The sequence below is a fragment of the Anditalea andensis genome, from assembly GCF_000714815.1.
Classification (GTDB): domain Bacteria; phylum Bacteroidota; class Bacteroidia; order Cytophagales; family Cyclobacteriaceae; genus Anditalea; species Anditalea andensis.
This window is the reverse complement of sequence record NZ_JMIH01000014.1, coordinates 696866-711769: the sequence shown is the minus strand read 5'-3', so window position 1 is coordinate 711769 and position 14904 is coordinate 696866. Positions and strand designations below refer to the sequence as shown.

The window sequence follows — 14904 nt, the reverse complement described above, 5'->3', positions numbered from 1 at the left end:
TATAGTATTGATTCAGTGAGCGGGTGTAAATAATTGTCTATCTTATGGCATTTAACGAATTCCCTTTTTTAAGATATGCCGTATTTTTCATATTAGGCATTATTATTTACCCCTTTCTAGAAGCCCCATTTATAGAGAGGCTATTCTTCTTTTTTATATTCATATTCTTGATATACAATTTACTGACCCTATATACGAGTAGGCTCCGCGAATTTAAAAATAGAGGGTTAATTTCATGTTTAGGTCTGACATTATGGGTGGCATTAGGTGTTTTGGTTAGTTATGTGAAAGATGTGAAAAATGACCCTTTGCATCTTATGTACCATCATGATTATGATGGCTACATGGGAATCGTACAGCACCATGATGAAGTTAAGCCCAAATCCTTTAGAAATACCATTTTCCTTACCCATATTATGGCAAATGATAAGATTCAAAAGGTAAAAGGTGAAGTGATTATTTATCATCAGTCCAAACTATCACCCGGTCAGGTGATTGCCGTTATAGGTAGACCCAATCGCATAGCACCACCAGAAAATCCAAACGAATTCAATTATGCCCAATTTCTTTCCCGTTATCAGATTTACCATACCCATTTTGTGGGGAAAGACATTGAGATTATAGGCTGGACAAACCACCGGCCATTAAATTTTTTCTTCCTTTCGCTCAGAAAATCTATCCAGCATCATATGGACCGAACGATCTTGGATCCTCGTGCCAGGCAAATAGCACAGGCATTGTTACTGGGGCAGAAACAAAATTTAGACGCGGAAGTGAGTGAAGCCTACAGTACAGCAGGCGCTATGCATATACTAGCGGTCTCAGGGCTTCATGTCGGCATAATTTATGGTTTTTTCTTTCTTTTTTTTAAACCATATCAGTTGCCCCCCTATAAAAGAATGGCATATTTATCCATAGTAATTTCGATCATTTGGATTTATGCTTTTCTAACAGGAATGTCTCCATCCGTGATGAGATCAGCCACCATGTTTACGATAGTTTCGATGGCCCAGATGAGATCCAGCAGTCCCTCTATATATAATGGGCTGGCAATATCCGCTATTCTTTTATTGCTTTTTGATCCTAACTTGATTTATTCGGTGGGTTTTCAGCTTTCTTATGCCGCCCTTACTGGGATATTGGTTTTACAGCCTGCGATAGTTAATGTGTGGTTGCCTCAAAATAGAATTATATATCGGTGCTGGGAAATCACATCAGTAGGTATAGCTGCCCAATTGGCTACCTTTCCTATTTCTGCCTATTATTTTCATTCCTTTCCTTCCTATTTTTTCATGTCAAATTTGATCGCCATTCCAGGTGCTTTTGTGGTTATGGCGATAGGCATTCCCTATATGTTGCTTGCGTTCCTGCCATATGTGGGTATCGGTTTAGGTCTGGTGTTGAATCATATTATCATCATTCTCAATAGGGTTATTTTTATTTTACAAGATCTGCCCTTTGCAAAAATTTCCGATATTAAAATAGAGCCATGGGAGGTGATATGGTATTACGGGGTATTGATTCTTATATTTATCATGCTTACATCAAGAATTAAAAAATTGGCCCAGCCGCTGATATTGGTTATGGTAATGGGGGTATGTATCATTTGGATTGATTTTCTGGGGGGATATCATAAAAATGAAATATATCTATATACTGGTCCATCAGGTAGGGCTGTAGATTACTTTTACCGTCATAACATTTATTCATGGAATGAAGGGTGGGAAGATCAGGATGTCAAATATAAATTAAGTCCAAATAGAATTGCGCATGGTATTCATTCAGATGTGAAAGAACTTCATTATGCTGATGGTCAACTGATTCTTCCAAAAGGTTATATAATTTCCACAGAAGGGAGGTTCCTTTCATTTATAAATTTTATCCCAAAAGAAGTGGCGCGATATAACGGAACGAAATGGCTGGCCGTTTCATCCGATAGCCTGACTTGGAAGGATAATACAGCCTACAGAATACTTTTGGAGTAAATAATCTTTATTTTTGATAAGTAAGCTTCAGTGTAATTATAAACTAATGCTGGGCGGTAAAGGTTGTGATGGCATATAGCTTAAAATCCTTGATTGCTTTTCGAAAAAGGGATATATTCATATGAACTTTCAACCCTAATAATTATGACTGAACAAATCCTGACTGAGATCCGAGATAGGATAGGGTATATTACCTTAAATCGACCCGAAAAGAGAAATGCCCTAAACGCGGAGATGGTCCGGGAGCTGAAAGCTGCTCTTATTTCAATGTTAGAAGAAGAAACCGCTAAAGTAATAGTAATAAAAGCTGAGGGCAAAATTTTTTGTTCAGGAGCAGATTTGGAATATTTAAGGTCCTTACAGCTTTATACTTTTGAAGAAAATTTGGAAGATAGCAGAAATTTAAAAGACCTTTTTTATCTGATATATACTGCTCCTAAGATCATTATAGCCCAGGTTCAGGGACATGCATTAGCTGGTGGATGTGGGCTGGCCACGGTTTGTGATTTCTCATATAGTGTAAAGGAAGCAAAATTTGGGTATACAGAAGTTAAAATAGGATTTGTACCCGCTATTGTGAATGTATTTTTACTCAGAAAATTAGGTGAGGGCAAAGCTAAAGAACTTTTATTAGAGGCGGATTTATTGGATGCAGAAAGGGCCAAGGATATGGGGCTTATTAATAAAGTAGTGGCAGGGGACTCGCTGGATCGTGAAGTATATGAGCTGGCCCAAAGGCTGATTGACCAAAATTCTGGACAATCTATGGCCTTGACTAAAGAGATGATTGCAAAGGTACCAGAAAAATCTTTGGAAGAGGGTTTGGAATATGCTGCTATGATGAATGCCAAAGCAAGAGGAACCTCTGACTGTCTAAAAGGGATAAACGCATTTTTAAATAAAGAAAAAATAAATTGGTAATTTGAAATCGAGCACGAGGATAACCCCCCACGAAAGGATGATTATCGATTGCGAGTATCCATATCGTTTCCCTAGTCGTGGGACAAGGTCAGGCCTCTAAAAAAACAATTATAAACAGATGAAATCTCTCGCATTACAAGTACTAAAGACCGTGTATGGGTTTGATGATTTCAGGCCACAGCAGCTGGATATTGTTTTATCTGTTGCAGAAGGAAAAGATACCTTGGTGCTTTTACCTACCGGTGGGGGGAAATCAATCTGTTTTCAGGTACCTGCATTGATGATGGAGGGGATTTGTCTGGTGGTGACTCCACTGATAGCTCTGATGAAAGATCAAGTGGATGCGCTCAGAAAAAAAAGGGTGCTGGCAGCAGCTGTGTATTCCGGGATGCGTAAAAGGGAGATAGATACCGTTTTGGACAATTGCATTTATGGTAATTATAAATTTTTATACGTCTCACCGGAGAGATTGAAAACTGATCTGTTTCTTACACGGTTTGCTAAAATGAAGGTCTCGATGATAGCTGTAGATGAAGCACACTGTATCTCTCAGTGGGGATATGATTTTAGGCCGCCTTATTTGGAAATAGCCAAACTCAGGGAAATACATCCCCAGGTACCGATAGTGGCACTTACTGCTTCAGCTACCAAAGAGGTGCGGGAGGATATTGTAGACAAGCTGGGAATGAATGGTCCGGCTTTGTTTACCCAATCTTTTGCCAGGGTGAACCTATCATATGCTGTCCGAGAGGTGGAAAACAAAATAGAAAAAGCAATGGAGATCCTACATAAAATACCAGGGAGTTCTATTGTTTATGTCCGTAACAGGAAGGGTACAAAAGAAATAAGCCAAACTTTAAATTCCCTGGGCATCTCGGCTACGTTTTATCATGCAGGTCTGGATAATGAGACGCGGGATGTACGGCAGTCGGATTGGAAAACGGGGAAAGTAAGGGTCATGGTAGCTACTAATGCATTTGGTATGGGTATAGATAAACCAGATGTACGTACTGTGATACATCTGGATCTGCCTGAAAACCTAGAGTATTATTACCAAGAGGCCGGAAGGGCCGGTAGAGATGAAAAAAAAGCTTTTGCCGTGCTCCTGGTAAATAAAAAAGATATAGAAATACTTGAGGACCGATCTGAGAAAAGCTATCCTCCAATAGATTTTTTGAAAAAAGTGTATCAATGCTTGGCTAATAATTTCAGGATAGCCGTAGGCAGCAGTATGATGAGCAGTTATGATTTTGATATCAATCACTTCACTTCAAATTATCAGCTTGATTTATTGTTGACTTATAATGCACTCAAAGTTTTACAGGAAGAGGCGCTTCTGGAACTTTCTGAAAGTTTTTATGTGCCATCTACAATCAGACTGCTGGTAGACCAGAGTAAGCTTTATGAGTTTCAGATATCATCTCGAAAGTTGGATCCTTTCATTAAAATTTTACTGAGAACATTTGGAGGTGAACTTTTCGTAGAGTATCTAAAAATTCAGGAAAAGAAGCTGGCTAATACTATGCAGCTCAGCGAGCAGGAAATTATTGACTATTTGGAACAGTTAGATAAAATGGGTATTTTAGCCTATAATAAAAGGAAAGATCAGCCCCAGGTAACCTTTTTAACACCAAGAATGGATGCAGGAAAGCTGCCCCTGAACCTAAAAAGGATCGAAGAAAGAAGGCAGGTAACCGTTTCCAAAGCTAAAGCCATTATTGCTTATATTCAAAATGGGCACTTGTGCCGAACTATCCAGATATTATATTATTTTGGAGAGGAATCAGATAATCCCTGTGGAGTATGCGATGTTTGTATTAACAACCGGAAAAATGATGCATTACCCGATAAAGCAGTAACACTTAAATCGGCTTTAGAAAATATCCTTCTTACATATGGGCCTATATCAATAGAAGCACTTACAACTCATATGGGTAAAAAAAATGACCACTTAACAGTAGGTTTTTTAAGGTCTTTAGAGGATGAAGGGTTTATAAGGACAATGGATGATGGGAAAATTAAACTGAATAAAGCATGACCTATTGGGATGATATATATAATAAATTATTTGGTCATAAAAATAGACACATATCCCATAAAGAAAACTTTTCCCAGACTGATGACAATGACGCTAATGTAAAAGCATGGTTGAGCTCACCACAAGGAGTAGAGTATTTGGAGCTGGTCTATAAAAATTACCATTTTAAAAAAGCTAATATCAATGCAAGCCCACGTGTTCAGATCATGAATACTCCTTATGCCAATGGATTTGTAGTATATTTTAATCATCCATTTACCGAAAAATCCTTTTCAAATCTATTTTTTGCGTTGGGCTTTCGGATACTTGATTTGGGATATCAAAAAATAAGTCTGGACCGGAGGATGCAGGAAATCAATGAACAGGTAAAGACAACAGAAAAACAATATTTCAAACCTCCTTTCAATAAAAAAGAAGAAAATGATAAAATAGACCAACTTTATGGTAATATCAGTGTGGAGAATGTATACTTTGATAATAAACCAAGTTATATTACCGTTTTAGTTACGGTCTACTCAGATAGGCTTTACCAGAAAGCCAAATCATTTGACGAGCTTATTGAGTTAATATTTAACCCCCTATATGGATAGACATCAATTAAAAAAATTGCTGAAGAATTACAGAACCCCTTTTGATGAGGAACAAAGTTTCATCAACGATTTTATAGAGCTTGCCGATCACGAATTGGCTTTTTATAGGCAAAAATTGGATAGCCATTTTACTGCGTCCGCCTGGATCGTAAATAAAAGGAGGACCCATACCTTAATGACCCTTCACAGCAAACTCAACCGTTGGTTACAGCTTGGTGGCCATGCAGATGGGAATGAAAACCTTGTAGAAGTGGCGATGAGAGAAGCTATAGAAGAAAGCGGTTTGGCGTCACTTCGGATAGTGGATATATCTATATTTGATATAGACAAACATATTATACCCGGTAATACTAAAGAGCCTGAACATTTTCATTACGATGTAAGGTTTCTGCTAGAAGCCTCATTGGATGAGCCGTTAGTCATATCCCATGAAAGTCAGGATTTAGCCTGGATTCCTTTTGATTCAGTGGAAGAAATGGTAGGTGGGGATGATTCTATCATGCGGATGTGGGAAAAGACAAGCAAGTCTGGTATCCTTTTATAATATGATACCATCCTACTATTAAGGTGTTTATACGGGCTTCATCCTGTCCGGTCAAGACATAGCTATGGTGGTCAATTAGAATCATAAACCATCAAACACTGAAGATGTCAAACCCTCAAAATTATCGGGGGTAAATGCAACTGTTCCAGCTCTCGCCAGTAATTGGTAAGGTTTAATTTGGGGCCTGCAAAAAAAAAGAATAACAGATGAAAAAATACAGCGTAGAAGAGGTGAAAACCTTATTCAAATTTAATATATCCATACAGGTAAAGTTTTCTGATATAGACGGGTATCTCCATGTAAACAATGGGATATATTTTAATTATTTAGAACATGCCCGGGCGATATATTTATCTAAGATATGTGACTGGGATATCATGTCCACCGGAGCAGTGGTAGCCAATTTAAATATAGATTTTCTTCGGCCGATCCATTTGGAAGATGCTCCCCAAGCTTATGTAAGGTGCATCCATTTGGGTAAGTCATCTATAGTACTGGAGCAGATCATCATGGGGAGCACAGCCAATGGAGAAGAAATCATCTTTGCTTCAGGTACCACCACGATGGTGACAGTAGATATGAAAAATATGCGTCCTACCCACGTCCCTGAAACCTACCGAGTAAAGATGCAGCAATTTGATCAGGTAAATCAGTAGATTTCCTATATTTGTCAAAAAAATCTTAGGTAATTGTGAAAAAAATCTGGAGTATTAGCCTTCTTATTGCTGTTTTATTTTCTTGTGCACCGTCTGATGAAGAGCTTTTTCAGGCTGGTGTAGATCGGATAGAATCCGGAAATTATAATGATGCCATAGACTATTTTGATAGGGCCATAGAAAAAAATCCTGACCATACAGCAGCTCGAAATGCTAAAGGTGTGGCCTATTTTAACATGGAGCAGTATGATGAGGCTATTGCAGCTTTTAATTCATCTATACAGATAGATTCAACTTCATATAAACCTTTTTTCAACAGAGGTAACGCCTATCTGGAAAAGGGAGAATTTACCAAGGCTATCATAGATTATAACTATGCAAACAGCCTGGACCCCCAGCAAGTGGATATTTATTATAACAGGGGAGTAGCACTTTTGGCCATGGAAGAATATGAAGATGCCATCTTGGATTTTGATATGACCCTACAGGCTAATCAGACTCATGCACAGGCATATTTTAATAAAGGCAAAGCCGAACTGGGCAATAATATGCCTATGGCGGCACTGGAATCACTTAACTATGCAGTGGAGCATGACAACAGAAACGGAGCTGCCTTTTACTTATTGGGTGTTACTGAAATGAGTGCTCTGGGCAAAACTGAGGAAGGTTGTGCTAATTTAAAGATTTCACTCTCCCTTGGTTATACTGATGCCAAGGAGTGGTTGGATGAATTTTGTGGAGAATAGATGGCGGAGATAGGTAAGGATATAGCTAAGGCCAAAGCCATTTTAGAAGCAGGCGGTCTGGTAGGTATTCCTACAGAGACGGTCTATGGATTGGCGGCAAATGCACTTGACGCGGAAGCTGTTGCCAAAATATTTGAGGTTAAAAACCGTCCGGAATTTGACCCACTGATCATACACGTCAGCAGTATGCAGCAGGTAGTCAAATATACGGAAGGTATACATCCAATATTAGAATCTTTGGGCACTATATTTTGGCCAGGTCCCCTGACTTTATTGCTGCCAAGAAAATCGATCATCCCTGATCTGGTGACCAGTGGTCTGGATCATGTGGCCGTCCGTGTACCCCAGCACCCTCTGACACTTGGTCTTTTGGCCAATCTGGATTTCCCCCTTGCTGCCCCCAGTGCCAATCCATTCGGATACATCAGCCCTACTACTGCTGCACATGTAGATGACCAGCTTGGAGATATGATCCCCTATGTATTGGATGGAGGCAATAGTGAGGTAGGGCTTGAAAGTACAATCATTGGGTTAGAAGAAGAACAAATAACGATATATAGGTTAGGGGGAGTAGATGTAGGGGATATAGAAAAAATAGTAGGCCCTGTCACCATCATGTCCCACTCCAGCAGCAATCCCAAATCTCCCGGAATGCTTAAAAGCCATTATGCTCCAAGAAAGAAAGTTATCCTTGGAGATATTGCGAAAAATTTGGGAGTATATAAAAATGAAAAAATAGGGATTTTGTCATTTACTTCCCAATATACAGGCGGTCAGGAAAGCTTTGTGCTAAGTGAGCGGGGGAGTTATGCTGAAGCTGCGAAAAATTTATTTACTGCCTTAAGATTTTTGGATCAAGCTGATGTTTCACTTATTTTAGCAGAACTTTTGCCAGAAGAAAATTTAGGGAGAGCTATTAATGACCGCCTACGTAGGGCATCTGTTAAATAAAATGCTCACCTTTCACTATAAGTTTTAAATTTTAAAACCATCAATATGAGCACTAACATCACCACTGTAGACCAAGTAGATTTTAAGGGCAGAAAAGCCTTGATCAGAGTAGATTTCAATGTTCCATTGAATGATCAATTTGAGGTAACCGACGATACTCGGATTCAGGCTGCTTTGCCTACGATTAAAAAAATATTAGCTGATGGAGGATCGGCCATTTTAATGTCTCATCTGGGAAGACCTAAAGGGGGCAAAGAAGATAAATATTCTCTCCGGCATATAGTTTCAGCCTTGGAATCTGCAGTAGGTACCACGGTAAAATTCGCTGATGACTGCATAGGCAGTGAAGCCGAAGATAAAGCTGACAGTTTGGTGGAAGGAGAGGTTTTATTGCTCGAAAACCTAAGGTTTTATAAGGAAGAAACAGCTGGGGACGAAGCCTTTGCGGAGAAACTTTCCAAGTTAGGTGACATTTATGTAAACGATGCATTTGGTACAGCACACCGTGCACATGCCAGCACATCTATCATAGCCCAGTTTTTTAAAGAAAAAGTGAGCGGGTACCTCATGCAGGCTGAGTTGGAAAATGCTGATAAAGTGATGGAAAAGGCGGATAAGCCTTACACGGCCATCATGGGAGGAGCCAAAATTTCTGATAAGATACTTATCATAGAAAGGCTTTTGGATAAGGTGGACAATCTGATTATAGGGGGAGGTATGTCCTACACTTTTGCCAAAGCACAAGGGGGGAAAATAGGGGATTCCCTAGTAGAAAACGATAACCTAAATCTTGCTCTTAAGCTGATTGAAAAGGCCAAAAACAATGGGGTGAACCTATTATTACCTTCAGATTCAGTGATAGCGGATAAATTTGATAATGAAGCCAATATCAAAACCGCACCCAACAATGATATCCCTGATGACTGGATGGGGTTGGACATTGCGGAAGAATCTAGAAAAGAATTTTCTAAAGTAATCAGTGCTTCAAAAACCATTCTTTGGAACGGACCTATGGGTGTTTTCGAAATGAGCAATTTTGAAGGAGGTACCAAAGCCATTGCAGAGGCAGTGGTAGAGGCTACCAAAAATGGTGCTTTCTCCCTTATAGGGGGCGGAGACTCTGCTGCAGCCGTAAATAAATTTGGATATGGTGATGATGTTTCTTTTGTTTCTACCGGTGGAGGTGCATTGTTGGAATATATGGAAGGCAAGGAATTACCGGGTGTAAAAGCTTTGTCTGAATAATAAAAAAAGAGCCATAATCTTAAAAAGGGGAATAAGCCAATCTGTGCTGTTCCTCTTTTTTTGTGCCTTTTTTTACGATACGGTTTAATGGCAGGCTTTTAAGTTTGATAATGATAGACATTTTGAAATTTATTTTTTTCTGATAAAAAAGTAAGGGCTTAAGTAATTTGAAAAGTAAGTTTTACCAGATTGTTTTTTGGGGATGGGGATTTTTATGCGAATATATTCTTTGACCTATAACAAAAAATATTCTCGTCAGGTTAATCATTCAGACTAACTCAACCACACCAACGATGAAAATAAAAGCCATTATTATTAACTGTACACTTAAGCCGTCTCCGGCAGAATCAAATACTGAAGCTCTAATCAATAAAGCGGTAAGGCTTTATAATGAGCAAATGGTAGAGTGCCAGGTCATCCGGGCCATAGATCATAATATAGCATTTGGGACGACCTCAGATGAAGGAGGTGATGACGCATGGCCTTCCATTTTGGCAGAAATAAAAAAGTCACACATAATTATATTGGCTTCTCCTGTATGGTTAGGTGATAAATCATCCATCTGTAAAATGGTCATCGAAAGGATAGATGGTAGTACCAGTGAGCAGGATGAGCAAACAGGTCAGTATCCCCTATATAACAAGGTAGGTGCGGCCCTGGTTACGGGTAATGAAGATGGGGGCAAAAAGGTATGCTCGGAAATTCTTTTTAGTTTAAATCATTCAGGGTGTACACTGCCTCCAGCTCCTATGGCATATTGGGTAGGAGATGCAGGGCCAGGCCCCAGTTATATAGAGGGTGGGGGAGACAATCATCTGTTTACCAATCAGAATCTCCGATACCTGATTCATAACACTGCCTATATGGCGAAATTATTAAATGACAATCCTATCCCTACCAATCTCCATAAGCTATCAGAGGCTGCCGAAAAGGAGAGTGAATAGGCTTTATCAGTTATAAATATATAGGGATTTTGGTCTTTATACATCTTTTAGCCTAAAGACTGAATTCCCTTCCATACCAACGTCCAAAGGTAACCACTTTGAAATAAAGCCGGTATTAAATCCTGAGTCACAATTTCAATTTACCAATCATGCAGAAAATGAAGAAGGTGCATTAAAATAAAGGGAACTCCTCCCCCAAATGACAGCCATTTTTGCTTGGCCAGGGCTCCTCTAAGCTTCTATGGTATCTTTGAGCCCAGGATTACCGAAAAAATCCTAATCTATTAGTACGGCAATATGATAGGATAAAAAATCTTTAAAGCTAATATGAGATGCGAAATAGCGGCTTTTAGACATAGATTGGTGTTTCTACTTTCTATATTTAACTTCCACTGATACTACACCATCATTTACCATATCTAACCGCCTGGCAGCCTTTTTAGATAGGTCGATGATCCTACCTGATACAAAAGGGCCGCGGTCATTGATCCTCACTTTTACTTTTCTGCCATTTTTAACATTGGTGACCACTACTCTGGTACCAAAAGGGAGTGTTCTATGGGCAGCGGTCATTTTACGATGTCTATAAGTTTCACCGCTGGATGTTTTCCTGCCTTTGTATTTATCAGCATAATAACTAGCCTTACCATGTTCTATCACTGGTTTACTACACGAAATTAGAAACAGGCACAATAGTACAGCAAGTAGTTTATACATTATTTTGGGACTACAATAAATTTATTGACCTGATCAGATAGGGTTGTACCAGGTATTTTATATTTGATGGTGACCGGATAAGTACCTACCATAAGTTTTGTGCCGTTTACAAATCCATCCCATATGCAGATGGCATCAGAGTTGGGATTATTTGGAGATTGGCAGTAATAAATGAGTTCACCTAGTTTATTGAAAACAAACACTTCTATCTCAGATATCGCCGGATTGGCAAATATACGAAAATCCCTTTCAGGATCTCCTGATACCATGGCATTGGGCATAGAAATTAATTGGGCACATATATCTTCCACCTCAAAAGTAGTAGATACTTCACATCCATTAAAATCAACAATGTATAGTCCATATTGCCCGGGTGCTCTTGGGGTGAAAATGGGATCAGTACTTATTACATTCCCATCTCTGCTCCACTCATATATTTCAAATTCTCCAGGGTTGAGTGTATTGTATTGATTTTCTTCTATACAAATAAACTGTTTTGCACTTATGCCTAGACGAATATCCAAAATCCGGCCGACATCATATGTGGCCCTACCTAATTCACAATAGATATCACTTCTTACTACTACTTCATAAGTACCCTCAAATGGCACATCTATGGTAGCTTGATTACCAGGATTATTCAGTAGCAAACTAAACCCGTCTTCATCTATATAATACCATTCAATAGATTCTACTGCATCAAAATCAGTATTTACACTTAATGTGGTTAAGGGATCGTTGAGGCCGCAAAATGGCGAGCCTTCAATCACTACATCTACTGAAGTCTGTACCGACATGACTTCAAAAGGAATAGGGGCAGCAGGACACTGGGAACTGGCCCTTGGCTGTACGTCCAGGTAATAGGTTTTGTTTTCAGTAGGGAAAAATACCAAATCTCTACCTAAAATAGTGCTTTGATCAGAATCTAACCACCGTATAAATACAGTGGAAGGATCTAAATCATTAAGTTCTGCTGTATAAAGTTGATTGCCCAGACAATCTATCTGCCGCATAGAATACTCAAACTCTATCTGTTCATTAATTTCTACTTCAAATACTTTTAAATTAGGACAAAGAGGTGAATCCGAATCCTGAGAAAACCCCAGAATTTCATAAGTGCCTGATGTGGTTAAAGTAAAACCGCCGTTTTCAAAGGGAATATTCTGTCCATTTGGCCCTGTAAGGGTATATTGAAGTGATTGGGTACTTATAGGTAGCAAGTTATAAGACTCACATGCCCTTATGGAAGGAGGGATTGAAAAATTCACCTGGGCCGCGCCTCCTACACTATAGGGCTGCGAACTTATACTCACACAATTATCTGCATCACTTACTTCTATGAGGTAATCCCCGGCAGGGGCATTGAGGGTAACAACAGGTTCATTGACAAATGAAGCCCTTATAGCTCCTCCAGCAACATTGATAAGGCTAACATTCATATCAGGAGAGAATTCCTCTAGAGTGATGGTAACCATCCCTGGATTTATTCCAGTATCGGAGCAGGTTTGATCATTCGGAGACACTGTGAAAGGTACTGCATCATCAGGGTTTAAGTTGTCAATTGATACAGTAGTACTTGTAATACATCCAGTAGATTCTGCTATCACTGTATATATTCCTGGCCATAAGTTTTCTACAAAAGTGTCATCAGCAATAGGTCCATCATTAAAAATGGAACCTTGAGGACCAAATACTTGTATGGACTGTAACCCTGTACCTCCATTTATTTTAAATGATCCATTGGGATTGTCACAACTTTCAGCATTGGTAATGTCCGATATAATTAGATTGACAGCTTCTGTTACAGTCAGGTTTCGCTGTTCTTCTACTGAACAACCCGGCCTTTCCCTATCTTCTACGGAAAAATAAATGGTATACTCTCCTGGACCATCCAATGCATCTGTATCAAGTGTAAGTTCAAAAAATTCTCCAATTTCTGTTCTTACCAATTGATCCGATTTTTGGTAAGCCCACATACCATTTACGGGTACATCAGGTGTAAAAGTTACATTTTGACCCAAACAAACATTATTTTCCGTCTGGTTTAATTCTACTTCTATGGAAGGGCCTACAAAGGTGAAACCATCTATACTGCATGCTGCTGAAGTAATGGTAACCTGGTATCTCCCCTTTATATTAGTAAGAATGGTATTGCCTGTACCTACTGCATTGCCGGCTTCATCAAACCATTCAATCGTCACATTCCCAAGCTGTGGATCATCTGGATCCAAAGCAGTCAGGGAAACATTTTCACTGCCACACAATATTACATCTGGAGGTAAGATAAAAGTTGGTCCTCTCTCTACTAATACATTAATGGACTTAGTGTCAAAATTCGGGTTCTCACCTCTTGCTACCCTTAGGGTTATGGTAAAATTTCCTTCTGAAGTGTATGGGATAGAGACTGTAGCTCCTCTTTGATTTGAAATTTCAAATCCTGTTTCATCCCGCATGCTCCAAAAAAATGTGTCACCTGGCGCTCCTGATGTAGAATATTCTTCAAAAACAAAGGCACTATTTAAACATACAGCTTCAGGGCCCTCTATTTGGTGTTCTACCAAAGCGGCATTTGGTTTGTTTAGATAGTATAGTGTTTCTCCTACTACCTCACCTATATAAAGGGAAAGTAATATGATCAGAAAACTGAAAGTCAGTAATTTAACGGGCGGTTTCATCTAGTCCCCATGGGTGATAGTATAAAAATTTAATGTGGATAGCTAGTAAGTTTAAAATTCCATACAATATGTATTCCAAATTATATACAGACAGCATTCCTGATATTACCGGATAAAAACATATTCATCTTCAGTGCTTAGCTTTTCTGAATATTCATATCCCTCTTCGTTGAATATTTTTAGTTTATCGGGGAGGTCTATTTTATTTTCTATAATATAATTGGTCATCATGCCCCTGGCTTTTTTAGCAAATATGCCCACGATTTTATATTTACCATCTTTATATTCCTTAAAATTTGGGGTTATGATCTTAGGCTGAAGCGATTTTTGATCTATAGACTTAAAATATTCCTGAGAAGCGAGATTTACAAGTGTATCTGCACCCGTATCATTTAGAGCTTTGGCTATCTTGGATCCCCAAAATTCATATAGGTTTTTACCTTTTTTGTTTTCCAGTTTTATCCCCATTTCTAACCTATATGGTTGGATAAGGTCCAGGGGACGCAAAAGACCATAAAGGCCTGAAAGTATGCGTACATGTTCCTGAGCAAATTCAAATTCTTTTTCAGAATATTGATCAACACTGAGCTGCTGGTATACATCTCCTTTAAATGCCAGCAGGGCCTGTTTGGAGTTATCTGGAGTAAATTCTTTTTCAAAAGATTTGAATCTTTCTTCATTGAGTTCTGCCAGATTATCACTGACCCCCATTAAAGCTTTAATGGATGAAGCTGATTTTTTTTTCATGATGCCTACCAGTTCTAATATATCCTTTTGAAAAACAGGTGTAGTGGACGTAGTGTATTCAGGAGTATTTAAGTCTAATGTTTTAGCAGGTGATATAAGCGTAATCATCATATTACATTCTCGGGGTTTTAATGATAGGGTAAAA

General features: G+C 38.9%; 13 protein-coding genes. 10 read left to right on the top strand and 3 right to left on the bottom strand.

What is annotated here, in order from left to right; translation table 11 throughout:
• Window positions 1–44 precede the first annotated feature (44 nt).
• The 10 genes from EL17_RS06720 to EL17_RS06675 all read left to right on the top strand — a co-directional run bounded on the left by EL17_RS06720 (window position 45) and on the right by EL17_RS06675 (window position 10620).
• The gene (locus EL17_RS06720; RefSeq protein WP_035071695.1) at window positions 45–1985 is read left to right on the top strand and encodes a ComEC/Rec2 family competence protein; all 1941 of its coding nucleotides are present in this window, start codon (window positions 45–47) and stop codon (window positions 1983–1985) included.
• Between the two features lie 144 nt (window positions 1986–2129).
• Window positions 2130–2906 carry an enoyl-CoA hydratase/isomerase family protein gene (locus tag EL17_RS06715; protein ID WP_035071693.1) on the top strand — a complete coding sequence of 259 codons (777 nt, stop codon included), beginning with the start codon at window positions 2130–2132 and terminating at the stop codon, window positions 2904–2906.
• Between the two features lie 118 nt (window positions 2907–3024).
• Window positions 3025–4944 carry a RecQ family ATP-dependent DNA helicase gene (locus EL17_RS06710; protein ID WP_035071691.1) on the top strand — a complete coding sequence of 640 codons (1920 nt, stop codon included), beginning with the start codon at window positions 3025–3027 and terminating at the stop codon, window positions 4942–4944.
• Window positions 4941–5534, top strand: a complete 594-nt coding sequence (locus EL17_RS06705) for a hypothetical protein (protein WP_035071689.1) — start codon at window positions 4941–4943, stop codon at window positions 5532–5534. Before EL17_RS06710 ends, EL17_RS06705 begins: the two co-directional genes overlap by 4 nt.
• A complete protein-coding gene (locus EL17_RS06700; RefSeq protein WP_035071687.1) occupies window positions 5527–6078 on the top strand; it encodes an NUDIX hydrolase in 552 nt (183 codons plus the stop codon). The genes EL17_RS06705 and EL17_RS06700 overlap by 8 nt, the downstream gene beginning before the upstream one ends.
• A gap of 206 nt (window positions 6079–6284) precedes the next feature.
• On the top strand, window positions 6285–6734 hold the full coding sequence (locus tag EL17_RS06695) for an acyl-CoA thioesterase (protein WP_035071684.1): 450 nt from the start codon (window positions 6285–6287) through the stop codon (window positions 6732–6734).
• Window positions 6735–6769: 35 nt separating this feature from the next.
• Window positions 6770–7480 (top strand): tetratricopeptide repeat protein, encoded by a 711-nt coding sequence (locus tag EL17_RS06690; RefSeq protein ID WP_051719832.1) that lies wholly within the window; start codon window positions 6770–6772, stop codon window positions 7478–7480.
• The gene (locus EL17_RS06685; RefSeq protein WP_035071682.1) at window positions 7481–8431 is read left to right on the top strand and encodes an L-threonylcarbamoyladenylate synthase; all 951 of its coding nucleotides are present in this window, start codon (window positions 7481–7483) and stop codon (window positions 8429–8431) included.
• Between the two features lie 45 nt (window positions 8432–8476).
• Window positions 8477–9676 carry a phosphoglycerate kinase gene (locus EL17_RS06680; protein ID WP_035071680.1) on the top strand — a complete coding sequence of 400 codons (1200 nt, stop codon included), beginning with the start codon at window positions 8477–8479 and terminating at the stop codon, window positions 9674–9676.
• A gap of 293 nt (window positions 9677–9969) precedes the next feature.
• The gene (locus tag EL17_RS06675) at window positions 9970–10620 is read left to right on the top strand and encodes a flavodoxin family protein (RefSeq protein WP_035071677.1); all 651 of its coding nucleotides are present in this window, start codon (window positions 9970–9972) and stop codon (window positions 10618–10620) included.
• A 369-nt stretch (window positions 10621–10989) separates the two neighbouring features.
• Here the strand turns inward: EL17_RS06675 and EL17_RS06670 are convergent, their stop codons facing one another.
• From EL17_RS06670 to yaaA, 3 genes are all read right to left on the bottom strand, one after another.
• Window positions 10990–11337 carry a septal ring lytic transglycosylase RlpA family protein gene (locus EL17_RS06670; protein ID WP_035071675.1) on the bottom strand — a complete coding sequence of 116 codons (348 nt, stop codon included), beginning with the start codon at window positions 11335–11337 and terminating at the stop codon, window positions 10990–10992.
• Complete coding sequence (locus tag EL17_RS06665; RefSeq protein WP_035071673.1) at window positions 11337–14012, bottom strand: hypothetical protein; 2676 nt, start codon at window positions 14010–14012, stop codon at window positions 11337–11339. The genes EL17_RS06670 and EL17_RS06665 overlap by 1 nt, the downstream gene beginning before the upstream one ends.
• Window positions 14013–14117: 105 nt before the next feature.
• A complete protein-coding gene (gene yaaA, locus EL17_RS06660) occupies window positions 14118–14867 on the bottom strand; it encodes a peroxide stress protein YaaA (RefSeq protein ID WP_035072145.1) in 750 nt (249 codons plus the stop codon).
• Window positions 14868–14904: the final 37 nt, after the last annotated feature.

Bases quoted from the DNA above. Each gene is read 5' to 3' on its own strand.
- yaaA (WP_035072145.1), bottom strand. From the start codon at position 14,867: ATGATTACGCTTATATCACCTGCTAAAACATTAGACTTAAATACTCCT.
- EL17_RS06710 (WP_035071691.1), top strand. From the start codon at position 3,025: ATGAAATCTCTCGCATTACAAGTACTAAAGACCGTGTATGGGTTTGAT.
- EL17_RS06715 (WP_035071693.1), top strand. From the start codon at position 2,130: ATGACTGAACAAATCCTGACTGAGATCCGAGATAGGATAGGGTATATT.
- EL17_RS06695 (WP_035071684.1), top strand. From the start codon at position 6,285: ATGAAAAAATACAGCGTAGAAGAGGTGAAAACCTTATTCAAATTTAAT.
- EL17_RS06720 (WP_035071695.1), top strand. From the start codon at position 45: ATGGCATTTAACGAATTCCCTTTTTTAAGATATGCCGTATTTTTCATA.
- EL17_RS06665 (WP_035071673.1), bottom strand. From the start codon at position 14,012: ATGAAACCGCCCGTTAAATTACTGACTTTCAGTTTTCTGATCATATTA.
- EL17_RS06670 (WP_035071675.1), bottom strand. From the start codon at position 11,337: ATGTATAAACTACTTGCTGTACTATTGTGCCTGTTTCTAATTTCGTGT.
- EL17_RS06680 (WP_035071680.1), top strand. From the start codon at position 8,477: ATGAGCACTAACATCACCACTGTAGACCAAGTAGATTTTAAGGGCAGA.
- EL17_RS06685 (WP_035071682.1), top strand. From the start codon at position 7,481: ATGGCGGAGATAGGTAAGGATATAGCTAAGGCCAAAGCCATTTTAGAA.
- EL17_RS06675 (WP_035071677.1), top strand. From the start codon at position 9,970: ATGAAAATAAAAGCCATTATTATTAACTGTACACTTAAGCCGTCTCCG.
- EL17_RS06700 (WP_035071687.1), top strand. From the start codon at position 5,527: ATGGATAGACATCAATTAAAAAAATTGCTGAAGAATTACAGAACCCCT.
- EL17_RS06705 (WP_035071689.1), top strand. From the start codon at position 4,941: ATGACCTATTGGGATGATATATATAATAAATTATTTGGTCATAAAAAT.